The following is a 24,541-nucleotide window of genomic DNA, read 5'->3' on the forward strand; positions in this document are numbered from 1 at the left end:
TGATGAGCACGTACCCCGAAACCGGCCGCGAAATCCACCTTGCTTCCCGCCCCACGGGGTGGCCGTCGGAAGAGAACTTCCGCCTCACCGAGGTGCCGGTCCCGGAACTGCAGGACGGGCAGGTGCTTGTGCGCAACCTGCACATGTCCGTGGACCCCTACATGCGCGGGCGCATGAACGACGTGAAATCCTACGTCCCGCCCTTTAAGCTCGACGCCCCGCTGGAAGGCGGAGCCATCGGTGAAGTGGTGGAATCCCGCTCGGACGCGCACAAGCCCGGCGACAAGGTGGTTCACTGGCTCGGCTGGCGCGACTACGCAGTCCTGGACGGGGCCCGTGCACGTGTCATCGATACCGATCTGGCCCCGGCCAGTGCGTATCTGGGTGTGCTCGGCATGCCGGGTGAAACCGCCTACATCGGCCTGACCAAGGTGGCCGAGTTTCGGGAAGGGGACGTGGTGTTCGTCTCCGGGGCAGCCGGCGCCGTTGGCTCACTGGTCGGCCAGATCGCGAAGGTCATGGGAGCAAAGAAGGTCATTGGCAGCGCCGGTTCGGCGGAAAAAGTCCAGCGCCTGCTTGACCTCGGCTTCGACGAGGCCTTCAACTACCACGACGGTCCCGTGAAGGACTCGCTGAAGCAGGCCGCCGGTGCGGACGGCATTGACGTCTACTTCGACAACGTGGGAGGCGAGCACCTTGAAGCCGCACTCTCGGTGATGAACAAGGGCGGCCGGGTGGCCATGTGCGGTGCGATTTCCCAGTACAACGACAAGGGCGCCGCCTCCGGCCCCCGCAACCTGGCCCTCGCCATCGGCAAGGAAATCACCCTGCGCGGATTCATTGTGGGCAGCTACAGCCGGTATGTGGACGAGTTCAACACCCAAATGGCCACGTGGCTGCAGGAAGGCGCGGTCAGCTATGACGAAACCTTCGTGGACGGCCTCGAAAATGCGCCCCAGGCCTTCATTGACCTGATGAAGGGCGCCAACAAGGGCAAGATGATCGTCAACCTGGGCTGAGCAGCAGGACAGCTGGCGAGGGACTACGGACGAGGGACTACGGACGACGGCGGCGGCCGGGGAACAGGCGGACAGCCTCCCCGGCCGCTGCCATGAGCTGGCGGGCAGAGACGTCCCAGCCGTAATCGTTCGCCCGCCGGACACCGGCGTCGGACGCCTTTCGCCACCGGTCCGGCTCGGCCAGGGCACGTACCGCGTCCGCGAATCCGGCAGGGGAGTCCGGGTCCACCAGCAGTGCCGCGCCGCCCGTAACCTCCCGGAAAATCGGAATGTCGCTCGCCACCACGGGAGTGCCTACCGCCATCGCCTCGATGACCGGCAGACCGTAGCCCTCGGCCCTGGACAGCGTGACCAGGGCCGTTGCCCGGCGCAGCAGCCGGTCATAGTCCTCATCGCTGACGCCGTTGTGGAACCGGACCCGGGCGCCGGCCGGTACCAGCGCCTCCAGTTCGGCACGCCGTTCGTCACTGATCCGGCTCAGCAGATGCAGCGTGAAGCCCGGCAGGTGCTCCATGCCCCGGATGACGGTTTCCACGTTTTTGTACGGCATAAACGAGCCCATATACAGCAGGGACTTCTCCACCGGGGCATCCGGGTTCCTCGGCGTCGAACCCTCCTGCGGCGCGTTGGCCACCATCCTGACCGGACGGCGCGTGAGCCGGTGCCGGGCAATCAGGCCGCGGGTGGTTTCGCTGATGGTGGCCACAACATCGGCGCGGTTCAGCAGCAGCCGTTGCGGCCAGTACGCCAGGTGGTACAGGCGCCACAGTCCGCGCACGGGCAGCGGCAGGAACCCCGGGGGCGTGGGGTTCTGGTAATAGATCAGATCATGCAGGGTGAGAATCAGCGGATACCTGCGCCCCCAGCTGCCCATGGTCTGCATCGGCGAGAAAACGGCGTCAGCCCCCAGCCGGTTAACCCGGAGCGCTACGAAGAGCTCGGCAGGGGAGATCGGGCTGTTGATCTTCACCCACGGCAGATCCGGCAGCAGCGCCAGCTGGCGCTCGTCCGAAATCAGCATCAGCACGTCGGCATGCTCGCTGACCGCCCGGATCAGGCTGGCGCCGTACCGGCTGATGCCGTCATGGTGGTCGGTGCGGGTGAACCGGGCGTCCACCGCCAGCCGCATCCTCATGAATGCCTCCGGGCCAGGAAATCCTCGATGGCTGCCGCCGCTTCGTTCGGCTTTTCGTAGTGAACCAGGTGCCCCACGCCGGGCAGCATCACCAGTTCGGCATCCGGGATGGTCCGGGCCAGATGCTGCTGCCCGCGAACCGAACCGATGTCATCCAGTTCAGCGGCCACCAGCAGCACAGGCATGGAAAGCCGGGCCGCCACATCCCGCACCGTTTCGGAGATGGACGCCCGGAACGCGTCAAGGACCACGGTACGGTTGGCGAAGGCGCTGAAGTAGGCATCGTGCTGGCCGTGGATCCACCGGCGCAGCCCCGGTTCCCTGGTCTTGGCCATCAGCATGCTCATGCCGCGGACAATCAGCGAACTGCGCAGCAGCGCCATGCCTGGTTTCTCCGGCAGCGCCGCTGCCGCCCGGTAATACAGCTCCGCAGCCTTGCTGGTTATGGCCTTCGGTCCTTCGAGGGCAGGCTCGCAGATGGGGTTTACCAGCACCAGCTCGCTGATCAGCTCGGGGGACTCGGCGGCAACGCGGGAGGCGATGATGGATCCGAATGAGTGCCCGAGCAGAACCGTTTCCGCGCCCAGGCCCAGTTCCGCCAGGGCCGTGCGGACAAATCCGGCGTAGGCCGGCACGTCATGCCGGCCGGGCAGCGGGCTGCCTTCGCCGAAGCCGGGCAGATCGGGTACGAGTACGCGGTGGCGGGGGAGGGCCTCCACAATACGGAGCAGGCCGTGGTGGTCGCCGCGAAAGCCGTGGACCATAAAAACCGGCGGGAAGCCGGCGTCGTCCCCGGCACTGCCTGCGGCGCCGGTATCCGCGGGGGCGAAGTCCCAGCACCGCTGCGCCGTTCCGGCAACTGTGATGGGGCGGGCCTCAGCTGTCCGGGAGAGCTGCACGGGGACGGCATGCGACGCCGGGTCCGCCGTGGTGCCCGGCATCAGTTGACCTCGTCCGGGTGGGATCCCGAGCGCTGCCCACGGTCCAGGCCGTCAATGGCGGCTCGCTGTTCATCGGAGAGTTCGAAGGAGAAAACATCCAGATTGCCCGCGATCCGCTCCGGCGTGCTGGCCTTGGGGATCACCACATTTCCCGAATCCAGGTGCCAGCGCAGGATCACCTGGGCAGGGGTCCGGTTCAGCTCCGCCGCAATCCGCAGAACCACCGGATCCGCCAGGACGGCGCCGCGGCCGAGCGGGCTCCATGCCACGGTCTGAATACCCAGCCGCTCATGCAGGCTGCGCAGTTGGTCCTGCTGCAGCCAGGGATGCAGTTCAATCTGGTTGACCGCAGGAACAATACCTGTTGCCTCCAGCAGCTGCTCGAGGTGGGCGGGCTGGAAGTTGGAGACCCCGATGGCGCGGACCCGGCCGGAAGCGTAGAGCTCCTCGAGCGCCCGGTACGTGTTCACATACTCGCCGCGCTGAGGGCATGGCCAGTGGATGAGGTAGAGATCCAAGTAGTCCAGGCCCAGCCGGGACATCGAAGCATCGAAGGCCTGCAGAGTGGTGTCGTAGCCCTGATCGCTGTTCCAGACCTTCGACGTGACAAACACATCGCTGCGCTTGGCACCGCCGTCCGCCACGAAGCCACGGACAGCCTCACCCACGCCCGCTTCGTTGCCGTACAGGGCCGCGGTGTCCACATGGCGGTACCCGGCGGTGAGGGCCTCACGGCACAGTCCGGCCGCATCCTGGGACGGCACCTTGTAGGTGCCGAAGCCAACCTGGTCCATAAGGACGCCGTTATTGAGCGGGATTTTCGGTGCCGGCTGCATAGGACGACTTTACCGAGGCAGGGGCACAGCGCTGAAATCCTGCCCTGACTACCTGTTTCATTCCCCTAAGATTGGCGCGCCGACAAACAGGTCGGCTAAGGTAATGGCGCTTCTTGCAAAAGATTGGTTGCATAGAACCCAAGAGTCCGCACACCCGCTTGGGTTGTGGACAGATACGAATGATCGGAGGAGTCGATGGTGACTCTGGGTGAAGTTTTCATCAGTGAGCTGGCGGGTACCGCCATTCTCATTATTCTCGGCTGCGGCGTTGTTGCCAACGTGGCCCTGGCCAAGACGAAGGGAGCCGGCGGCGGCTTCCTGATGGTCAACTTTGGTTGGGCAATCGGTGTATTTGCCGGTGTCTACGCTGCCGCAATTTCCGGCGCGCACATCAACCCCGCCGTCACCGTGGGCCTGTGGGCAAGCGGCGCCGACGAGTATGCCCCCGGTGTCGAAGTTTCCTTTGCCTCAACGCTGGTGTACTTCGCCGGACAGATGGTCGGCGCGATGATCGGCGCCTTTGTCGCCTGGCTCGCGTACAAAAAGCAGTTCGACGACGAACCCGACGCCGCCAACATCCTGGGCGTTTTCTCGACCGGCCCGGCCATCCGCTCCTACGGATGGAACGTTGTCACCGAGGTCGTGGGCACGTTTATCCTCGTCTTTACCATCGTCGCCTTTGCAGGTACCCCGTCGGGCCTCGGCCCGCTGGCCGTCGCGCTGGTCGTTCTCGGTATCGGTGCCTCCCTCGGCGGCCCCACCGGCTACGCCATCAACCCTGCACGTGACCTCGGACCCCGCATCGTCCACGCCCTGCTGCCCATCCGCAACAAGGGCAACAGCGACTGGTCCTACTCCTGGGTTCCGGTTGTCGGTCCGCTCATCGGCGGCGCACTGGGCGGTCTGCTGGGGGCCCAGATCCCCCTTCCCGTCCTTCCGCTGTAACCCACACGGCCGCAGCCCGGCCATACGTCTAAACCCCCACTCAAGGAGCAGAACCAATGCCTGACAATCCCAGGTACATCATCGCCATCGACCAGGGCACCACCAGCAGCCGGGCTATCGTGTTCGACCATGACGGAAGCATTGTTTCCACCGGGCAGAAGGAACACGAGCAGATCTTCCCGCACGCCGGATGGGTTGAGCACGATCCGCAGGAAATCTGGACCAATGTGCGCGAGGTTGTCGGCACCGCGCTGTCCAAGGCCAACCTGACCCGGCACGACATTGCCGCCGTCGGCATCACCAACCAGCGTGAGACCGCCGTCGTCTGGGACCGGAAGACGGGCGAGCCGGTGTACAACGCCATTGTCTGGCAGGACACCCGGACCCAGCCGATCGTCAACGAATTGGCCAAGGACGGCGGCCTGGACCGCTTCAAGGACACCGTTGGCCTGCCGCTGGCAACGTACTTCTCCGGCACGAAGATCAAGTGGATCCTGGACAATGTCGAAGGGGCCCGGGAGCGGGCCGAGGCGGGGGACCTCATCTTCGGCAACACCGATTCCTGGATCGTCTGGAACCTGACCGGCGGACCCGACGGCGGTGTCCACATCACCGATGTGACCAACGCGTCCCGCACGCTGTTCATGAACCTGGAAACCCTGACCTGGGATGAGGACATCCTTCGGGAATTCGGCGTTCCGAAGTCCATGATGCCGGAAATCCGTTCCTCCTCCGAGGTGTACGGCCAGGTGGCCGGTTCGCAGCTGCTGCGCGAAACCCCGGTGGCCGGCATCCTGGGTGACCAGCAGGCCGCGACCTTCGGACAGGCAGCCTTCACCAAGGGTGCTGCCAAGAACACCTACGGCACGGGCTGCTTCCTGATCTTCAACACGGGCGAGGAAATTGTCCGTTCGGAGAACGGCCTGATCACCACGGTTGCCTACCAGCTGGGTGACGCCAAGCCGGTCTACGCACTGGAAGGCTCCATTGCCGTTACCGGGTCCCTGATCCAGTGGCTGCGGGACAACCTGGGCATGATCAACAGCGCTCCGGAAATCGAAGAACTGGCCCGCAAGGTGGAGGATAACGGCGGCGTGTACATCGTCCCGGCATTCTCCGGCCTCTTTGCACCGTACTGGCGCTCCGACGCCCGCGGCGCCATCGTTGGCCTGACCCGTTACGTGAACAAGAACCACATTGCACGCGCCGCTCTGGAGGCCACCGCCTTCCAGACCCGCGAGGTTCTTGACGCCGTGAACGCTGACTCCGGTGTTCCGCTGACCGAGCTGCGCGTTGACGGCGGCATGGTGGCCAATGATGAGCTCATGCAGTTCCAGGCGGACATCCTCGGCGTGGACGTTGTCCGCCCGAAGGTCATTGAAACCACCGCGCTGGGTGCCGCCTACGCCGCCGGCCTGGCCGTCGGATTCTGGAATGACACCGAGGAACTCTCCCAGAACTGGGATGAAGGCAAGCGCTGGAGCCCGCAGATGGAAGATTCCGAGCGGCAGCGCCAGATGCGCCTGTGGAAGAAGGCCGTCACCAAGACCTTCGACTGGGTTGATGACGACGTCCAGTAACCTACGGTCCCAACCGGCGACAGAGCTCGTCGGGTAACGGCTGGCAAATGCCCCGGCGGATATCCGCCGGGGCATTTGCGTACCCGGAGTTCGTCACATTCGGCGCGTTGGTTGGCGGCCCCGGGACAGGTTCGGTAGCGTTCGGTCAGCATCAATGGTGATGCAGATCACAGAAACAGGTAGAAGTGTCTTCCGAATCCAATACAACACATACGGCGCTTCCGGTTGCCGTTATCGGCGCCGGGCCCAGCGGCCTTGCGGCCATGCGTGCACTGGCAAAACAGGGACTCGACTTTGTGGGCTTCGAACGCCACACCGAGGTCGGCGGGCTCTGGAACATCGGGAATCCGGCCAGCACGGTCTATGAGTCCGCGCATCTGATCTCCTCCAAGTCCACCACCCAGTTCAGCGAGTTCCCGATGCCGGAGGGAACCCCGGACTATCCCGGGCATAGGCACCTGAAGGCCTACTTCACGGCCTATGCCGAGCACTTCGGGTTGAGCCACCGAATCCGCTTCGGCACAGCGGTCACGTCCGCAGTCCCGTCAGGGGATGCCTGGACCGTCAGCTGGGACGGTCCCGACGGGCCCGGAAACGGCAGGTTCAGCGCGGTGATGGTCGCATCCGGAACACTGCACACCCCGTCGGTTCCGCGTTTCGCCGGACAGTTTGCCGGCGAGATCCTTCATTCCGCGGCCTACAAGCGGGCAACTGAGCTGGCCGGGAAGCGGGTACTGATAGTCGGGGCAGGCAACAGCGGCTGCGACATAGCGGTGGACGCCGTGCATCACGCAGCCGCCGTTGATATCAGTGTCCGCCGCGGTTATTACTTCGTGCCCAAGTATGTTTTCGGCCGGCCGACGGACACCCTCAACCAGGGCCGGCCACTGCCGCGCCCCCTGAAGCAGTTCCTGGACAAGCGGCTCCTGCGCATGTTCACCGGGGACCCGCAGCGGTACGGATTTCCGAAGCCGGATTACCGTATCTACGAGTCGCACCCGGTCGTGAACTCCCTGGTGCTGCACCACCTGGGACACGGCGATCTCCGGGTCCGGGCGGACATAGACCGGCTGGACGGGCACACGGTGCACTTCCGGGACGGCACATCGGGGGAGTATGACCTGATCCTGCTGTCCACGGGGTACCTGCTGGACTATCCGTTCCTGGACCCACAGCTGCTGGGCTGGACCGGACCGTCACCGTCGCTGTACCTGAACATCTTCAGCCGGCAGGCAGCCAACCTGCTGATGATCGGCATGGTGGAAGCCTCGGGCCTGGGCTGGGAAGGCCGGTACCGGCAGGCCGAGCTGGCCGCGGCCTATCTTGCGGCCCAACGCGACGATCCGGCGTCGGCGGAGCGGTTCGCCCGGCGCATCGCCGGGCCCGGCCCGGACGTCACGGGCGGGTACCGCTACCTCGGCCTCGACAGAATGAGCTACTACGTCAACAAAGACGCGTACCGGGCCGAACTGGACGCCCACCTGGAACAGCTGGCTGCGCCCGCCCCGGCACGGGACGAGGTGAATGCCTGATGTCCATTGACGACGTTGTCCTGAGTTTCACCCCGGGGTCCCTGGTGATCCTGAACGTGGTCCTTGCGGTCATCATCCTCGGCATCGCCCTGGAAGTCCGGCCGGCTGATTTCCGAACCGTGCTGCGCAGCCCCAAAGCGGTACTGGTGGGCATTGCCGCCCAGTACCTGGTGTTGCCGGCAGTAACCGTGGGGCTGGCTCTGCTCCTGAATGTGCCGGCGTCGATTGCGCTGGGCATGATCCTGGTGGCGTGCTGCCCGCCCGGCGGGATATCCAACGTTCTGACGCACCGGGCCCACGGAAACGTGGCACTCTCGGCGTCCATGACCGCGGTGTCGAACCTGGTGGCCATTGCAGTGATGCCGTTGAACGTAGCCCTGTGGGCACGGCTGAACCCTGGCACCGAATCCCTGATGCGGGAATTCTCGCTGGACCGGTGGGAGATGCTGATCCAGGTCCTGCTGATCATCGGACTTCCCTTCGCCCTGGGGATGCCGCTGGCCCGGCGTTACCCGCGCATTACCGATAAAGTGCGGCCCTGGGTCCAGCGCATCGGCCTGATCGCCCTGCTGGTTTTTATTGTTTCGGGCACGGCGAGCAACCTCGGGCCGCTGCGCGAACACCTGGGCACCATCTTCCTGGTGGTACTGCTGCACGACGCCGTGGCTTTGGCCGTGGGCTACTGGACTGCGGCAGCCGTCCGGCTGGACGAGCCCAGCCGGAGGGCCTTCGCCTTCGAAGTGGGAGCCCGGAATACCGGCCTGGGCCTCGGCCTGACCCTGACCTTTTTCGCCGGGTTGGGCGGTATGGCCATGGTTGCTGCCTGGTGGGGCATCTGGGACATCCTGGCCGGACTCCTGCTGGCCGCCTGGTGGCGGCGCAGGGACGCCCGGGCAGGCAGGGCAGCGGCCCAACCGCCGGATGCTGAACCGCCGGCTGCTGAACCGCCGGCCGCGGCAACAAACGGAGCAGACCGGTGACCCGCGTCTGCGTTACGGGCGGCAACGGGTTCCTGGGCAGTGCCGTGGTGGCACGGTTGGCCGAACACCCCGATATCACCCATGTACTGAGCCTCGACATCCGGGAACCGGCTCCGGAGCGACGGCTCGACGGCGTCGCCTACGCCCTCGCAGACGTGTGCTCACCGGAGGTCGCGCGGCTGCTGGCAGAGCACCGGATAGACACGGTGGTGCACCTGGCGGCAATCGTAAACCCCGGGAAAAGCACCACCCGGGAACAGGAATACCGGGTGGACGTGGACGGGTCACGCAACGTCCTGGCGGCCTGCATTGCCGCCGGCGTCAAACACGTGATCATTTCCTCCTCCGGGGCCGCCTACGGCTACCACCCGGATAACTCCCCGTGGCTGACCGAAGCCGACCCGATCCGCGGGAACGACGAATTCGCCTATTCACAGCACAAACGCCTGGTGGAGGAGGAACTGGCCCGGGTCCGCGTTGAGCATCCGGAACTGAAGCAGACAGTTTTCCGGATCGGCACCATCCTGGGGGAACGGGTCCGCAACCAGATCACCGCCCTGCTGGACGCCCCGCGGCTGCTGAGGGTGGCGGGCAGCGAGTCACCCTTCGTTTTCGTCTGGGATGAAGACGTTGCCGGGGTGATGGTGCAGGCTGCCGTCACCGGCCGCAGCGGCATCTACAACGTGGCCGGCGACGGCGCACTGACCGTCCGGGAGATCGCCGCGCTCCAGGGACGGGGCACCATCACGGTCCCGGCTCCGGTGCTGGCCGCAGCGCTCTGGCTCGGCAGCAGGCTCCGGCTGACGGTGCACGGTCCGGAACGGGTGCGGTTCCTGCGCTATCGGCCGGTGCTGGACAACAGGGCGCTTAAAGAGGAGTTCGGCTACACCCCCGGCCGCACGAGCAGGGAAGCGTTCCTGGCCTTTCGGGCGGCGCGCGAGGCACAGGAAGCCGGGGAGGCGCAGGGAGCCCGCAGGCGCCGGGATGCGGCTGCACGCTAGGGCCGGGTGCACTTGGATGACGGAGGGGCCTGCGGCGCCGGGAAATTCCCCGGCGCCGCGGCGCTGCCGGTCAGGAGCCGCAGCACCGCCGGTCAGAAGTAGGACACTCCGTTGGTTTTGAAAGGCAGTCCCAGGCCGCCGGCCACTTCCGCCAGCAGTTCCGGGCAGAAGTAATAGACCTTGGTTTCGGCAATCAGCGGCACGCCGTCGGCTGCACGCATCCGGACGACGTCGGCCACCACCTCCGCAGCGTGCGGACTGTCCTTGGGCCGCTCCCACAGCAGGATAACTTCCTCGCCGTCGAACGCATGCACGGTGGCCCGGTAGATCTCGGGCGCATCCGGACCGAACGTGTGCTCCAGCGAACCGGTACGGATTTCCTCGTGTCCGGTTTCGCTGACGTTGCCCACCACCTCGGTCCGGCCGTTTGCAAGGAACAGGCTGACCATGGACTCAATGTCGTAGGAATTGAACGCATCCGCCAGCCGGCGCAGCAAGTCGGCGTGCCCGGCAGGAGCCGCCGCGGAACTGCCTGCGGGAGTGCCCGCCGCGGAACTGCGGGCCGAACCGTCGGCCGGACTATCGGCACGGGAGGACGGCTCCTGCGCGGCAGCCAGCGTACTCCGGCCGCGGTGCAGGGCCGATTTCACCGCACCGGCACTGGTCTCAAGCACGTCAGCGGTTTCGGCGAGGGAATAGCCGAAGACGTCCTTGAGGACCACGCAGACGCGCTCCCTCGGGGGCAGGAGAAGCACCAGGCGCAGCAGGGCGGCTTCCACGGCCACGGCTGTAAGGGGATCGGCGGCGCCGTCATCGGGGCGGTCCATCTCCGGTGTGCTGAAATCCGCCGTCGTGCTCCGGTTGCTGCGCCGGACGGTGTCCAGCCAGGTGTTGGTGGCAATGCGGATCAGCCAGGCCTGAGGGTTCCGGATGGGTTCGTGCCGCTGGGATGCCTCGGCCAGTGCCTTGGCCAGGGTGTCCTGGAGCAGATCCTCCGCGTCCCACACGTTTCCGGCCAGGCTTCGGCAGTAACGGTAAACGGAAGGACGAACCGGCTCCAATGCGAGCAGGAAATCGCGCCGGACCTGCCGCAGCCGATGCGGAATCCCGCCCAGTCCCGCACTGTTGCTTTCCATGCCCGCCAATGACACAGCAGGGGTTGTCTCCACTGACATTTCTCCGCTCCTTTTCCCGGGCCGCCCCCGGCGGTCCTGAACCAACAATGGCATTGCGCCAGAGTCTTTAACCGGTAGACGCACGGAGCCGCCAAAAAGATACGCTGCCGGTCGGAATTTCCCGCTGCGGCTCACCCCGTCATCCTGCTTCCGGAGCGCACGCTCTGTTGTAAAGTGGAGAAATGAGCGCAGTACTCCTCCTTAGCTAGCCGCGCACCGTCCGTGCGCGGCCGCCCCTTGCTTGTCGAGGGGCTTTTGTGTGTCTGGGGAGGACCCGGTTTTCCGGGACGGGGAACACGGGCCCGGAATGCGCGGATCAACATTTTTCTTTCAGGACAGAGGCGAAGCATAGTGAGCACGCAGTCACAGACTGATCAGCAGGAAGAGGCCGTCTACAGTTTCGCGGCCATCGAGCAGAAATGGCCTCAGGTCTGGGAGGACCTTGGCGTATTCGCCCCTGCCGACGACGGCTCGCGCGAGCGCCGCTACGTCCTGGACATGTTCCCCTACCCGTCGGGTGACCTGCACATGGGCCATGCCGAAGCGTTCGCCATGGGCGACGTCGTCGCCCGTTACTGGCGCCAGCTCGGTTACGACGTGCTCCACCCGATCGGCTGGGATTCCTTCGGCCTGCCGGCTGAGAATGCCGCGATCAAGAACAACGCGCACCCCAGCGACTGGACCTATCGCAACATTGAAACCCAGGCTGAATCCTTCAAGCGCTACGCCATCAGTGTTGACTGGTCCCGCCGCATCCACACCTCGGACCCGGAGTACTACCGCTGGACCCAGTGGCTGTTCACGCGCTTCTACGAGCGTGGTCTGGCCTACCGGAAGAACTCCCCGGTCAACTGGTGCCCCAAGGACCAGACCGTGCTGGCCAACGAACAGGTAGTCAACGGCGCCTGTGAACGCTGCGGCACCCAGGTCACCAAGAAGTCCCTGAACCAGTGGTACTTCAAGATCACCGATTACGCGGACCGCCTGCTCGATGACATGGAGCAGCTCAAGGGCCACTGGCCCGAGCGCGTGCTGGCTATGCAGAAGAACTGGATCGGCCGCTCCGAAGGTGCCCACGTCCGCTTCGTCATCGAAGCCGCCGGCGGCAAGGGCGAAGAGCAGGTCACCGTCTTCACCACCCGCCCGGACACCCTGGCCGGTGCCACGTTCTTTGTCGTGGCGGCAGACGCACCGCTGGCGATGGACCTGGTCACCGATGAGAACCGCGATGCGCTGACGGCGTACCGGGAACAGGTCAAGACCCTCTCGGACATCGAGCGCCAGTCCACCGAACGCACCAAGACCGGCGTTTTTACCGGCCGCTACGCAGTGAACCCGCTTAACGGCGAAAAGCTGCCCGTCTGGGCCGCCGACTATGTGCTGGCCGACTACGGCACGGGCGCCATCATGGCGGTCCCGGCGCACGACCAGCGTGACCTGGACTTCGCCAGGACCTTCGACCTGCCCGTGAAGGCGGTCCTGGACACCGGCGAAGAGGATCCCGCCGTCAGCGGCGTGGCCACCACCGGCGAAGGCACCCTGATCAACTCCGGCACCCTCGACGGACTGCCGAAGTCCGAAGCGATCCCGGCCGCCATCACCATGCTCGAAGAGCAGGGCACGGGGGAGAAGTTCGTGAACTTCCGCCTGCGGGACTGGCTGCTCTCCCGCCAGCGCTTCTGGGGCACGCCCATCCCGATCATCCACTGCGAAAAGTGCGGCGAGGTTCCGGTTCCGGATGACCAGCTGCCCGTCACCCTGCCCACCGGGCTGAAGGGCGAGGCCCTGGCGCCGAAGGGCACCTCACCCCTGGCCTCGGCCGAGGAATGGGTCAACGTCTCCTGCCCGAAGTGTGCCGGCCCCGCCAAGCGCGACACCGACACCATGGACACCTTCGTGGACTCGTCCTGGTACTTCATGCGCTTTGTCTCCCCGCACTTCACCGAGGGCCCGTTCGATCCCGAGGCTGCGAAGAACTGGATGCCCGTTGGCCAGTACGTGGGCGGCGTCGAGCACGCCATCCTGCACCTGCTCTACGCGCGGTTCTTCACCAAGGTGGTCCATGACATGGGCCTGCTGCCGGCAAGTGAGCCCTTCAGCTCGCTGCTGAACCAGGGCCAGGTGCTCAACGGGGGCAAGGCCATGTCCAAGTCCCTGGGCAATGGCGTGGACCTGGGCCAGCAGCTGGATAAGTACGGCGTCGACGCCGTGCGCCTGACCATGATCTTCGCGTCCCCGCCGGAGGACGACGTCGACTGGGCGGACGTCTCGCCGTCGGGCTCTGCGAAGTTCCTGGCCCGCGCCTGGCGCCTCGGCCAGGACGTCAGCAGCGAACCCGGCATCGCCTTCACGGGCGGGGACAAAAAACTCCGTGCCATGACCCACCGGACCGTAGCGGACGCCACCGAACTGCTGGAGAACAACAAGTTCAACGTGGTGGTGGCCAAGCTGATGGAGCTGGTCAACGCCACCCGCAAGGCCATCGATTCCGGCGTGGGCGGTGCCGACCCGGCAGTACGCGAAGCGGCCGAGGCGGTTGCCGTGATCCTGAGCCTTTTCGCCCCGTACACGGCCGAGGATCTGTGGAACCTGCTGGGCCGCGACGCCTCCGTGGTGAACGCCGGATGGCCGACTGTGGATGAAACCCTGCTGGTGCAGGACACGGTCACCGCTGTGGTCCAGGTCCAGGGGAAGGTCCGTGACCGCCTCGAGGTGGCCGCGGACATCTCCGAGGACGACCTGCGCGAGGCCGCGCTGGCCTCCGAGGCCGTGCAGCGCACCCTGGACGGCCGCGGCATCCGCACCGTGATTGTCCGGGCGCCCAAGCTCGTGAACATCGTTCCGGCCTAGGCACCGGAACCATGGACTGGCTGGAACGGCTCGCACTGCGGGCCAGGGGGCGGCAGCGGGCAACTGCCGCCGCCCCCGGGCCGGTCGTGGGCATAGTCACCGACTCGGCAGCCGCCCTGCCCGCGGGGTGGGCCGAAGCGGCGAAGGCGTCGGAGTTCGTGCGGGTTGTTCCGATGCCGGTGATGATCGGCGACCAGATCTACGGGGAAGGCTCCGAAGACCTGATCCCGGCACTGGCCATGGCCCTGGCCCAGGGGCACCCGGTACGCACCTCCCGTCCGGCACCGGGCCGGTTTGAGGCTGCGTATGCCGAGCTGGCAGCCGCCGGCTGCACCTCGGTGGTCTCCGTGCACCTGTCCGGGCAGCTCTCCGGCACCGTGGACTCCGCCAGGCTGGCCGCCCGCTCCGCATCCGTTCCGGTGGAAGTGATCGACAGCACGACGGCGGCCATGGGACTGGGTTTTGCCGTGGCCGCGGCTGCCGAGAGTGCCCGGAGCAGCAACTCGGCAGAGACCGTCTCCGCGTGCGCACGCGCCGTGGCCGCGGACTCAAACATACTTTTCTACGTGCCCAGCCTGGACCAGCTGCGCCGCGGAGGGCGCATCGGGGCTGCCGCCGGCTGGCTGGGTACCCTGCTGGCCGTCAAACCGATCCTGGTGATCCGTGACGGTCGGGTGGTCCCGCTGGAACGTGTCCGCACCGCCCCGAAAGCGCTGGCCCGGCTGGCCGAACTGGTGCAGGAGGATATTGCCGGCCGGACCGGAAAGGTCCGTGCCGCGGTGCACCACTTCGGCAATGCGGCCGAGGCGGAGCGGCTTGCCGGCATCATCGGTGCCGCGGCCCCGGAGGTGGAAATCCTTATCTGTCCGCTCCCGGCAGTTCTGGCGGCCCATGCCGGGCTGGGCGTTTTGGCGGTGGCGGTGGCCGGCGACGGGGCTGCCGGGTCCGGGACCCGCACACAGGAGGGGCCCGCAAACCCCGGTGAGCTGGGATCCGGCGGGGTTGCCCCTGCAGACAAGGCCTAGGGAAGCACGCCCGGGATTCCCGGGTGTTGTCCTCGGCGGCGTCTTCCTTCAGCATGTTCTTGTCCTCCACACTATGTTCTTGTCCTCCACACCGCGGCTGCCGGCAGCGTTCCGGCGGTCCCGCTCCACTCGCTGCCAATCGGTGCGCAGGGAGGGGCAGGCCTGCAGCTAGGTTCGGCGGATGGCACAGCATCGTTGGGACACTGCGGGCACCGCGGACACCGGGCAGGATGAGTCCCCGGATCCTCCCGGGTTTCGGCGCCGGTGGGCGCTTTCGCTGCCGGCGGCAGTGCTGGCAGTGTGTCTGCTGCTGGGATGCGCAGCGGCAGCTGTGCTGCTCCGCGACACAGGCCCTGCGCCCATCGCCAGCGTTGAGCTGTCCGCGCCCGCCTCCACTGCCCCGGCAGATGCCGAAGGAGCTGCCGGTACCGGCACAGCGGGGAGCACCCGGCCGGCTTCCCCGGTTCCTTCACCTGAGGCGGCGGAAGCGGATCCGGGTCCCGCCACGGTGGTAGTCCACATCGCCGGTGCCGTGCAGCGTCCAGGTATTGTGCGTCTGCCGCCCGGCAGCCGGATAGTCGATGCCGTTGATGCCGCCGGCGGAACGGCCGCCGACGCGGACCTCACCGCCGTGAACCTTGCCGCCCCGGCGCAGGACGGGGCGATGGTATTGGTTCCCCGGATCGGTGAAGAGGCACCTCCACCCGCCGGGGCCAACGGGGACACCGGCGGGGGAACTGGAGGCGGCGCGGCCGCCGGCGGTTCACCGACAGGGCCCGATGCCGGTTCGGCTGCCAAGGTCAACCTGAACACCGCCGACGCTGCCGAGCTGGAGACGCTTCCGCGGGTGGGGCCGGTCCTCGCGGAGCGGATCATTGCGTGGCGTACCGAGCACGGAAGCTTCAGCCGGCCCGAGGACCTGGACGCAGTGCCGGGCATCGGTGAAGCCATGATGGCCGCGCTCCTGCCGCTCGTGACGGTATAGCTGCTCCGGTATGAGTCAGCAGGGGGACTGGGCCCGGTATGTGTCTTCGGCCCGGGGCTCCATGCCCGGTGCAGCCGAACCCGGTGCAAGCGAACCTGGTGCAGCCGAACCGTGTTCAGCCGAGCCGGGAGCGGAGAAGCCGTTACCGGTGCCTGCTGCACGACGGCAGATCCGGCGGGAGGCAACCCGGCGGTCCAGGTTAGGGGCGGCGGAGCCGGTACCGCTGCGTGAAATGCGGCTGCTCCCGACGGCCGCGGCGGCGTGGGCTGCCGCTTTCCTCGCGGTCCGGCTGCCACCCTCGTCCGGATGGCTGACAGCAGGCATCGTGGCTGCGGTGAGTGTCGGTTTCCTGCTGCTAACGGGGGTCCTGGCACGCCGCCGCCCTGCCGCACTGTCCAATCGCGCCGAGCGGTCCAGCCGCGCCGAGCTGTCCAATCGCGCCGCACTGTCCGATCGCGCCGCACTGTCCGATTCCCCTGCCCGGTTCAATCCCGCTGCCCTGTTCAGGGGGACGGCAGTGCCCCTGGCGGCCGTGGCACTGGTCTGTGCCGGGGCGGCCGGTGCGTTGGCGGAGCGCAGCAACGGTCCGATGGCCGGGGTGATTGCCGCGGAGAGATCAGTAAGCGGAGAGTTCCGTGCCGTCTCCGATGCCCGGGCGGCCACACCGGACCGCTTCACCGGCAGGCCCCGCTATCTGGTGGACGCCGTCGCCGAGAGCGCTACGGCGGACGGGAAGCGCTTTGGCAGTGCCGCACCCATTCTGGTGGTCGGTGGAGATGACTATGCAGGCATCCGGTGGGGTGACGGGTTTAGCAGTGCCGGGGCACTGAGCAAACTTCCGCCCGGCGACCGGAACCTGGCGCTCCTTCGTGCAGCAGCGGCCCCGGACATCCGCCCCGCCGGAGGCTGGTACGGTGCTACCGCGCAGCTGCGGGCCGACTTTGTGCAGGCCGCTGCGGACCGCGGCGTATCCGTGGACGGGCTTTTAGCCGGAATGGTGCTCGGCGACCGCAGCACGTTGGACCCGGACCTTGGCCAGGCGATGAAGGACACCGGATTGACCCACCTGACGGCAGTCTCCGGCGCCAACTGCTCGTATCTCCTGGCCTTCATCTTCCTCACCGCCCGCGCGGCCCGCGTGCCCCGAGCAGCGGCAGTGGTGCTGGCACTGGCCGGACTGGCGGCGTTTGTCCTGCTTGTCCGGCCCGATCCCAGCGTGTTGCGGGCAGCGGTCATGGGCGGACTGGGCACGCTGGCAGTTCTCTCCGGACGCGGCCGCCTGCCCGTGGCACTGTTGCTCCTGTCCATTACCGTCCTGCTGGCCATCGATCCGTGGTTGTGTACCAGCTACGCGTTCATCCTCTCGGTCTGCGCCACGCTGGGCCTGGTGGTTCTCGGGCCGCACCTGGTGCTGGTGTTGTCCCGCAGACTTCCGCTCTGGTTCGCGGCATCGCTGGCCGTACCGATCGCCGCGCAGCTGTTCTGTGCCCCGGTGCTGGTTCTTCTGCAGCCGCAGCTGCCGGTATATTCGGTGCCCGCCAATTTAGTGGCCGCCCCTGTTGTCCCGGTGGTGACCATTGTCGGCATGCTGGCCGTCGCCGTAGTGGGCCTGGCCCCGCCGCTGGCCGCGGTGCCGCTGGTCGCTTCGGCCGCGGGTGCCTGGTGGGTGGCCGGCACCGCCCGCACCTTCGAATCCGCGCCCGGCGCGCTGCAGCCCTGGCCCGCCGGCGGACCGGGGTTCGTGCTGATGGCAGCGGCGGCGGCCGGAGGGACCGCTCTGGTCCTGTACCTGTCCCGCGGCAGAAGCAGGCATCGGGACCGTCCGCCCCGGCGCCGGGGCCATGGTTGGAAGGCGGGACGGTGGAGCGTCGTTCCCTGGCAGGCCAGGCCCTGCAAGGTTGGCCGCTGGACGGTAGCCGGCGCCGTCGTCGTACTGATCCTGCCGGCGGGAACGGTGCTGGCCCTCAGGAGCGTGGGGGAGGGGCTGCCGGGCCAGGCGGATGAGTGGGTTCTTGCTGCCTGCGACGTAGGGCAGGGCGACGGGCTGGCCGTCCGTACCGGGCCGGGCAGCGCCGTCGTGGTGGATACCGGCGGGGAACCGGCTGCCATGGAGACCTGTTTGGACAGGCTGGGTGTGCAGAACGTCGACCTGCTGGTGCTCACGCATGCACACCTGGACCACTACGGCGGAGCCGCCGGTGTTATCTCCGGGCGGACCGTACGGGAGGTGGGCTATTCCACGGCGGGAGCCGGGCTGCCCCGGGACCTCGATGTCGCCCTCGCCGGATCAACGGCGCCACGTACGCAGCTGACGGCGGGAATGACGGGCAGTGCAGGGGATGTGAGCTGGGAAGTTCTCTGGCCGCCGGAAACGGCCGGGAGCACGTCGGGGTCCGCTGCGGGGGAGGACGATGAGAACAATGCCAGCGCCGTCCTGCTGCTGAGTGTCGGCACGGCGGACCTGACGCCCCTGAGAATCCTGCTCACCGGTGATGCGGAGACAGACGCCGCGACAGCGGTGTTGGCATCCCATCCTGGACTGCGGTCCGGGGTGGATGTCCTCAAGGTGCCCCATCACGGTGCCCGCAACGGCGGCGACGCCTGGCTGCGTGCAACCCGTCCCTCTCTGGCGGTCATATCGGTCGGTGCGGACAATGACTATGGACATCCCGCTCCGCAGATTATTGAAGGGCTGGAACGCTCCGGTACGGCGGTGGTGCGCACCGATGTCCTCGGCACCATAGTGGTGGCCCGGGAGGAGGACGCCCTGCGGATCAGCGGGTTGCGGTGAATAATTGACCTGGCCGAGGAACCGGCAAAGACCCGGGACGGGTCAACCGGCAAAAACGGAGGAGTCCCGGAGTCTGCCCTTCGGAGGGAACCGGCCGGAAGCAAACACGGGCAGGTGCAAAATTGGCGGGGCCGGGCCGGCATGGCAATCTTGGAGTAGGCCGGTCCGCGCTGCGGATACGCGCCGCCCCGCTCAACCCGCTTCGGCCCGCCCCCTCGGCCCGCCCGCACCATCCCAGGAGATCCAGCTGTGAATCCGGCCGTTCCATCCAAGCGCAGCTCCGGCGGCAAAACCTCCGGCAGCAAGACATCCGCGACGGCCTCCTGGCGCGATGTGGAACCCGCTCCCGTTGTGCTGCTGGCCGGCTCGGAGGACTATCTGGCCGCCCGGGCGCGGGACCGGATCCGCACCCTGCTGCGGGAAAAACAGCCCGACACCGAACTGGTGCAATTTGACGCCGCGACCTATGCATCCGGGGAACTCACCCTCCAGTCCAGTCCCTCACTGTTCGGCGAAGCCAAACTCATCGAGGTGGTCAACCTGGCCTCCATGAACGAGGATTTCCTCACAGAAACCCTCGCCTACCTGAAGGATCCGTCACCGGACGCAGTCCTGGTGCTGCATCACAGCGGCGGCAACCGCGGCAAGAAGCTGCTGGACGCCGTCAAGGCAGCCGGTGCCCCCGTGGTGGAATGCCAGCCGTTCAAGAAGGACGCCGAAAAACTCGACTTCGTGACCTCCGAATTCCGTACCGCCCGGCGCCGCATCGACCCTGCTGCCGCCCGGGCACTGGTCAACGCCGTCGGCTCCAAACTCTCCGAACTCGCGGCCGCCTGCCAGCAGCTGATCAGCGACTCCACCGGCGAGGTCAGCGAGGAACTCGTGGAACGCTACTACGGCGGCCGCGTGGAGGCGACGGCGTTCAAGGTCGCCGATGCCGCCCTTGCCGGCCGGGCAGCGCAGGCACTGTCCATGCTGCGGCATGCCCTGGATACCGGAGTGGACCCGGTCCCGCTGGTAGGTGCCCTGGCCATGAAGGTACGGGCCGTAGCGCGGGTAGCCAATTTGCGCGGCTCCTCAGCCTCCATGGCCAAAGAGCTCGGCATGGCGCCCTGGCAGGTGGACCAGGCCCGGCGGGATGCCCAGCGGTGGACCTCGGAATCCCTCATCGAAGCCGTACAGGCCCTCGCCGAAGCCGACGCCCAGGTCAAGGGCGCCGGCCGCGACCCGGTGTACGCCGTGGAACGTGCCGTGACCGTCATTGCCCTGGCGGCCTCCGGGCGATAGCCGCGCCGCAGCGTCCTCTGGATGAAAGCAGACCCTGTGGCTAAAAGCTGACGGTCCTGGAGCAGAGACGGTGTTAAACCAAAAACGGCCGGCCCCCGAAGGGACCGGCCGTAGATGTAAGTCTGTACTGGCTGCTTAGAGCGCGCTGACCTTCTTGGAGATGGCCGACTTGCGGTTGGCAGCGTTGTTCTTGTGGATAACGCCCTTGCTGACGGCCTTGTCCAGCTTGCGGCTGGCGGTCTTCAGCGCTTCGGCTGCTGCGTCCTTGTCGCTGGCCTTGACTGCGGCATCAACCTTGCTGATGACGGTCTTCAGCTCGGACTTCACCGAGTTGTTACGCTGACGCGCCTTCTCATTGGTGAGGATGCGCTTCTTCTGGGACTTAATATTGGCCACTTATAAACTCTCTTTGTATTGCGGACTTGGTCGGTGAGGGAATTTCAGCCCAGGCATTGACTGAGTGGCGTGGGGATACCGTTTGTGGCGCCTGTGCTGAAGTGCCCGTCGACCTGCGCGGACACACAGCAATAAATGTTAGCAGAGATTGGGCACGTGTACGCCAACGCAGCCCTCAGCGTGCCGGGCGCTGCATAGCCAGCGCTGCGGCCACCCGCCGAAACACGGACTCGTCCATGACGGCGCCTTCCCGGCGGACGTCCTCCGGTGCCAGTTGCAGCACGCGGTCCAGCTTGACCTCGCTCGGGCGGCCCTTGCTGTCCCAGGGCCCGGTGCCGACATCAAGGTACCGCGGATCGGCGCTCCGGGAATTGTTCCGGTCCCGGCTGGTCATCATCAGCCCCAGCAGCAATCCCCGGTTCCGGCCGATCAGCAGGACCGGGCGGTCCTTGCCCTGCGACGGGTCATCCTCGTAGGGAACCCAGGCCCAGACAACCTCGCCCGGGTCAGGGTCGCCGTCGGGCTGCGGGGCGTAGACCGGGCTCAGCGGACCCTGGTAGTCGCCGGCAGCGCTGTTCTTCCCGGCACGTCCGGCGCCGGGTCTCAGGCCGGGGGAGGGAGACGGTGTCCGCGGCGACGGTGTCCGGGCGCCGGTGCCGGCACGGGGGCCCGAACGCGTGCCCGGCGGCTGGGCGCCAGTGGCGGAAACCTGGCGGAGCAGGCGTGCCGCCGAACGGGCCAGGGAGACAAAAGAGCGGGCGTTGAATGGCATGGCACTACGTTATGCCCCCGGCGCAGCAAACGGCCCGGCACCAAAGTTCCTGCCCGGACGGGCAAACGTGGGAGACTGTTAATTCGAAAGAACACCCATCAGCCCTCCGGGACTCCAGCACAGAATACCCGCGCACCCGCGTGATGCGTCGGAGAGTCCCGGGAACAGTAAAGGAACCGCCACAGTGTCACCTATGGCCCGCTTCTCGCCGGTGCCTGCCGCGACGGATCCGGCGATCATCAGAAACTTCTGCATCATCGCCCACATCGACCACGGCAAGTCCACCCTGGCCGACCGTATGCTCCAGTCGACCGGCGTGGTTGAGCATCGGAACATGAAGGCCCAGTACCTGGACCGGATGGATATCGAGCGCGAGCGCGGCATCACCATCAAGTCCCAGGCCGTGCGCATGCCGTGGGAACTGGATGGACAGTCCTATGCACTGAACATGATCGACACCCCGGGCCACGTGGACTTCACCTACGAGGTCTCCAGGTCCCTGGCCGCCTGCGAGGGAGCTATCCTCCTCGTGGACGCGGCGCAGGGCATCGAGGCACAGACGCTCGCGAACCTGTACCTGGCCATGGAAAACGATCTGACGATCATTCCGGTCCTGAACAAGATCGACCTCCCGGCAGCGCAGCCGGAGAAGTACGCCGAGGAACTCGCGAACCTGATCGGCGGCGATCCGGCGGATGTCCTGAAGGTCTCGGGCAAAACCGGTGTGGGCGTGGAGGACCTGCTGGACAAGATTGTCCGCGACATTCCTGCCCCGGTCGGAGATCCGGATGCCCCTGCCCGGGCCATGATCTTCGACTCCGTGTATGACACGTACCGCGGGGTGGTCACCTACGTTCGCGTGATCGACGGTTCACTGTCCCCGCGCGAGCGCATCCAGATGATGTCCACGCGCGCCAGCCATGAACTTCTGGAGCTCGGCGTCAGCTCACCCGAACCCACCCCGTCCAAGGGACTGGGTGTTGGTGAGGTGGGGTATCTCATCACCGGTGTGAAGGATGTCCGCCTGTCCAAGGTGGGCGACACCGTCACCAACCTTGCCAAGCCGGCCACCGAATCGCTGCCCGGTTACGCCGATCCCAAGCCCATGGTCTTCTCCGGGCTGTACCCGATCGACGGCGCCGACTACCCGGTGCTGCGCGACGCCCTCGAAAAGCTGATGCTCAACGATGCCGCCCTGGTGTACGAACCCGAGACCTCTGCGGCGCTGGGCTTCGGTTTCCGTGTTGGTTTCCTGGGCCTCCTTCACCTGGAAATCACCCGTGAACGCCTTGAGCGTGAATACAACCTGGACCTGATCTCCACCGCACCCAACGTGGAATACGAGGTGACGCTTGAGGACAAAAAGGTCGTCAAGGTGACCAACCCCAGCGAATACCCCGAAGGCAAGATCAAAGAGGTCCGCGAGCCGATGGTTTCGGCCACGATCCTGGCGCCGAGCGAATTTGTCGGCGCCATTATGGAGCTGTGCCAGGCCCGCCGCGGTGTCCTGGGCGGCATGGACTATCTCTCCGAGGACCGGGTGGAAATCCGGTACCGTCTGCCGCTGGCGGAGATCGTGTTCGACTTCTTCGACATCCTCAAGTCCAAGACCCGCGGTTACGCCTCGCTGGACTGGAAGGCCGACGGCGAGCAGGTGGCGGACCTGGTCAAGGTGGACATCCTGCTCCAGGGCGAGCAGGTGGACGCCTTCAGCTCCATCACCCACAAGGACAAGGCCTACAGCTACGGCGTGATGATGACGGGCAAGCTGCGCGAGCTCATTCCGCGCCAGCAGTTCGAGGTGCCCATCCAGGCCGCCATCGGTTCCCGCATCATTGCCCGCGAATCCATCCGCGCCATCCGCAAGGACGTGCTGGCCAAGTGCTACGGCGGCGACATCAGCCGTAAGCGCAAGCTGCTGGAAAAGCAGAAGGAAGGCAAGAAGCGCATGAAGATGGTGGGCCGCGTGGAGGTCCCGCAGGAAGCCTTCGTGGCAGCACTTTCCTCCGACGAATCCAAGGACAAATCCAAGAAGTGACACCCAGCGCACTGCCCCTCGGGGACCCGGCACCCGCCGACGGTCTTCTCCCCGCCCAGGCCGCGGACGGAGCAGCGGACCGGAATTTCGGGCTCTACGTCCACATTCCGTTCTGCTCCGTCCGCTGCGGCTACTGCGACTTCAACACCTACACCGCCACGGAACTCGGCGGGGGAGCCTCGCAGGCCGCCTATGCCGGCACGGCTGAACGGGAAGTGGTTTTCGCGGCCGGCGCCATGCGCCGCTCCGGCCTGCCGGAGCGCCGTATGGGCACGGTCTTCTTCGGCGGCGGCACACCCACGCTGCTGCCGGCTGAAGACCTCGCAGCTATCCTGCGCACCGCCGTCGACCAGTGGGGACTGGAGCCCGGCGCGGAGGTCACCACCGAGGCCAACCCGGATTCGGTAACCCCGGAGTCCCTTCAGCTGCTCGCGGACGCCGGGTTTACCCGTGTGTCCTTCGGTATGCAGTCCGCGGTGCCGCACGTGTTGGCGGTCCTGGACCGCACCCACACACCCTCGCGGGTGCCACAGGCGGTGAAGTGGGCGCGCGACGCCGGCCTGCACGTCAGCGTGGACCTGATCTACGGGACGCCGGGGGAGTCCATGGCGGACTGGAAAACCTCCCTCGAGGAAGCGCTGAGCTACGAGCCGGACCATATCTCCGCTTATGCGCTGATCATCGAAGAAGGCACCAAGCTCGCTGCCCGGATGCGGCGCGGGGAGGTTCCGCCCATTGACGACGACGACCACGCGGACAAGTACGTCCTCGCCGACGAGATGATGAGCGCCGCCGGCCTGTCCTGGTACGAGGTCAGTAACTGGGCACGCACACCTGCTGACCAGTGCAGGCACAACCTGGCCTACTGGCGCAGCGATGACTGGTGGGGGATCGGCCCCGGGGCGCACTCCCATGCAGGCGGTGTGCGCTGGTGGAACGCCAAGCACCCCACGGCCTACGCCCAGCGGATTGGTGCGGGCGAGTCGCCGGCGGTCGGGCGGGAGACGCTCGACGCCGACACCCGGTATGTGGAAGACATTATGCTGCGCACGCGGCTGGCCGAGGGGCTGGACCTGTTCAGGCTCCGGGAACCGGGGCGGCTGGCGGTGGCAGGACTGATGGCTGACGGCCTGGTTGATCCGCGTGCCGCGCTGACGGGACGGGTGATCCTGACCGGCCGGGGGAGGCTTCTGGCCGACGCCGTGGTCCGGCGGCTGCTGCCGGACTAAGCAGCGCAGCTTCCGGGGAAGGTG

At 66.6% G+C, this 24,541-nt stretch carries 19 protein-coding genes; 13 read left to right on the forward strand and 6 right to left on the reverse strand.

All coding sequences use genetic code 11. The annotated features are described in order from the left end of the window. Positions 1–2: 2 nt before the first annotated feature. Positions 3–1,019, forward strand: a complete 1,017-nt coding sequence (locus QWJ37_RS08125; RefSeq protein WP_290245007.1) for an NADP-dependent oxidoreductase — start codon at positions 3–5, stop codon at positions 1,017–1,019. Positions 1,020–1,056: 37 nt separating this feature from the next. On the opposite strand, the gene QWJ37_RS08130 is transcribed toward QWJ37_RS08125, so the two are convergent. The 3 genes from QWJ37_RS08130 to QWJ37_RS08140 are packed head-to-tail and all read right to left on the reverse strand — an operon-like array spanning position 1,057 to position 3,931. Next, positions 1,057–2,148: a glycosyltransferase family 1 protein gene (locus QWJ37_RS08130; protein ID WP_290245289.1), complete on the reverse strand. Its 1,092-nt coding sequence runs from the start codon at positions 2,146–2,148 to the stop codon at positions 1,057–1,059. Between the two features lie 2 nt (positions 2,149–2,150). Then, the gene (locus QWJ37_RS08135; RefSeq protein ID WP_290245008.1) at positions 2,151–3,095 is read right to left on the reverse strand and encodes an alpha/beta hydrolase; all 945 of its coding nucleotides are present in this window, start codon (positions 3,093–3,095) and stop codon (positions 2,151–2,153) included. After that, positions 3,095–3,931, reverse strand: a complete 837-nt coding sequence (locus tag QWJ37_RS08140) for an aldo/keto reductase (RefSeq protein ID WP_290245009.1) — start codon at positions 3,929–3,931, stop codon at positions 3,095–3,097. The genes QWJ37_RS08135 and QWJ37_RS08140 overlap by 1 nt, the downstream gene beginning before the upstream one ends. A 198-nt stretch (positions 3,932–4,129) precedes the next feature. On the opposite strand from QWJ37_RS08140, the gene QWJ37_RS08145 reads away from it, so the two are divergent. The 5 genes from QWJ37_RS08145 to QWJ37_RS08165 all read left to right on the forward strand — a co-directional run bounded on the left by QWJ37_RS08145 (position 4,130) and on the right by QWJ37_RS08165 (position 9,969). Continuing rightward, positions 4,130–4,876: an MIP/aquaporin family protein gene (locus QWJ37_RS08145; protein ID WP_290245010.1), complete on the forward strand. Its 747-nt coding sequence runs from the start codon at positions 4,130–4,132 to the stop codon at positions 4,874–4,876. Between the two features lie 56 nt (positions 4,877–4,932). Further along, a complete protein-coding gene (gene glpK / locus QWJ37_RS08150) occupies positions 4,933–6,456 on the forward strand; it encodes a glycerol kinase GlpK (RefSeq protein WP_290245011.1) in 1,524 nt (507 codons plus the stop codon). Between the two features lie 185 nt (positions 6,457–6,641). Next, positions 6,642–7,988 (forward strand): NAD(P)-binding domain-containing protein, encoded by a 1,347-nt coding sequence (locus QWJ37_RS08155; RefSeq protein ID WP_227901784.1) that lies wholly within the window; start codon positions 6,642–6,644, stop codon positions 7,986–7,988. Continuing rightward, on the forward strand, positions 7,988–8,968 hold the full coding sequence (locus tag QWJ37_RS08160) for a bile acid:sodium symporter family protein (RefSeq protein WP_290245012.1): 981 nt from the start codon (positions 7,988–7,990) through the stop codon (positions 8,966–8,968). The genes QWJ37_RS08155 and QWJ37_RS08160 overlap by 1 nt, the downstream gene beginning before the upstream one ends. Further along, on the forward strand, positions 8,965–9,969 hold the full coding sequence (locus QWJ37_RS08165; RefSeq protein ID WP_290245013.1) for an SDR family oxidoreductase: 1,005 nt from the start codon (positions 8,965–8,967) through the stop codon (positions 9,967–9,969). The genes QWJ37_RS08160 and QWJ37_RS08165 overlap by 4 nt, the downstream gene beginning before the upstream one ends. 92 nt (positions 9,970–10,061) lie before the next feature. Here the strand turns inward: QWJ37_RS08165 and QWJ37_RS08170 are convergent, their stop codons facing one another. Continuing rightward, positions 10,062–11,144 (reverse strand): RNA polymerase sigma factor, encoded by a 1,083-nt coding sequence (locus QWJ37_RS08170; protein ID WP_290245014.1) that lies wholly within the window; start codon positions 11,142–11,144, stop codon positions 10,062–10,064. 351 nt (positions 11,145–11,495) lie between these two features. Here QWJ37_RS08170 and leuS point away from each other — a divergent pair, with 351 nt between their 5' ends. The 5 genes from leuS to holA all read left to right on the forward strand — a co-directional run bounded on the left by leuS (position 11,496) and on the right by holA (position 20,082). Further along, on the forward strand, positions 11,496–13,994 hold the full coding sequence (gene leuS / locus QWJ37_RS08175; RefSeq protein ID WP_290245015.1) for a leucine--tRNA ligase: 2,499 nt from the start codon (positions 11,496–11,498) through the stop codon (positions 13,992–13,994). A gap of 11 nt (positions 13,995–14,005) precedes the next feature. Beyond that, a complete protein-coding gene (locus QWJ37_RS08180; protein WP_290245016.1) occupies positions 14,006–15,019 on the forward strand; it encodes a DegV family protein in 1,014 nt (337 codons plus the stop codon). Positions 15,020–15,200: 181 nt separating this feature from the next. Then, the gene (locus QWJ37_RS08185; protein ID WP_227901790.1) at positions 15,201–16,004 is read left to right on the forward strand and encodes a helix-hairpin-helix domain-containing protein; all 804 of its coding nucleotides are present in this window, start codon (positions 15,201–15,203) and stop codon (positions 16,002–16,004) included. Positions 16,005–16,152: 148 nt separating this feature from the next. Beyond that, positions 16,153–18,795 (forward strand): ComEC/Rec2 family competence protein, encoded by a 2,643-nt coding sequence (locus QWJ37_RS08190; protein ID WP_290245017.1) that lies wholly within the window; start codon positions 16,153–16,155, stop codon positions 18,793–18,795. Positions 18,796–19,044: 249 nt separating this feature from the next. After that, positions 19,045–20,082, forward strand: coding sequence for a DNA polymerase III subunit delta (gene holA, locus QWJ37_RS08195; RefSeq protein ID WP_290245018.1), 1,038 nt, complete (start codon positions 19,045–19,047; stop codon positions 20,080–20,082). A gap of 135 nt (positions 20,083–20,217) precedes the next feature. Here the strand turns inward: holA and rpsT are convergent, their stop codons facing one another. Together rpsT and QWJ37_RS08205 are read right to left on the reverse strand one after the other, a co-directional pair. Beyond that, positions 20,218–20,478: a 30S ribosomal protein S20 gene (rpsT, locus tag QWJ37_RS08200; protein WP_146361896.1), complete on the reverse strand. Its 261-nt coding sequence runs from the start codon at positions 20,476–20,478 to the stop codon at positions 20,218–20,220. 175 nt (positions 20,479–20,653) lie between these two features. Continuing rightward, positions 20,654–21,250 (reverse strand): type II toxin-antitoxin system PemK/MazF family toxin, encoded by a 597-nt coding sequence (locus tag QWJ37_RS08205; protein ID WP_290245019.1) that lies wholly within the window; start codon positions 21,248–21,250, stop codon positions 20,654–20,656. A gap of 184 nt (positions 21,251–21,434) precedes the next feature. Here QWJ37_RS08205 and lepA point away from each other — a divergent pair, with 184 nt between their 5' ends. Further along, positions 21,435–23,288, forward strand: a complete 1,854-nt coding sequence (gene lepA / locus QWJ37_RS08210; protein ID WP_227901793.1) for a translation elongation factor 4 — start codon at positions 21,435–21,437, stop codon at positions 23,286–23,288. Further along, complete coding sequence (hemW, locus tag QWJ37_RS08215) at positions 23,285–24,517, forward strand: radical SAM family heme chaperone HemW (protein WP_290245020.1); 1,233 nt, start codon at positions 23,285–23,287, stop codon at positions 24,515–24,517. Before lepA ends, hemW begins: the two co-directional genes overlap by 4 nt. The last annotated feature ends 24 nt before the right edge of the window (positions 24,518–24,541 follow it).

Origin of the sequence: Arthrobacter sp. YD2, from assembly GCF_030410475.1 — a bacterium.
Taxonomy (GTDB): Bacteria; Actinomycetota; Actinomycetes; order Actinomycetales; family Micrococcaceae; genus Arthrobacter_B; species Arthrobacter_B zhangbolii.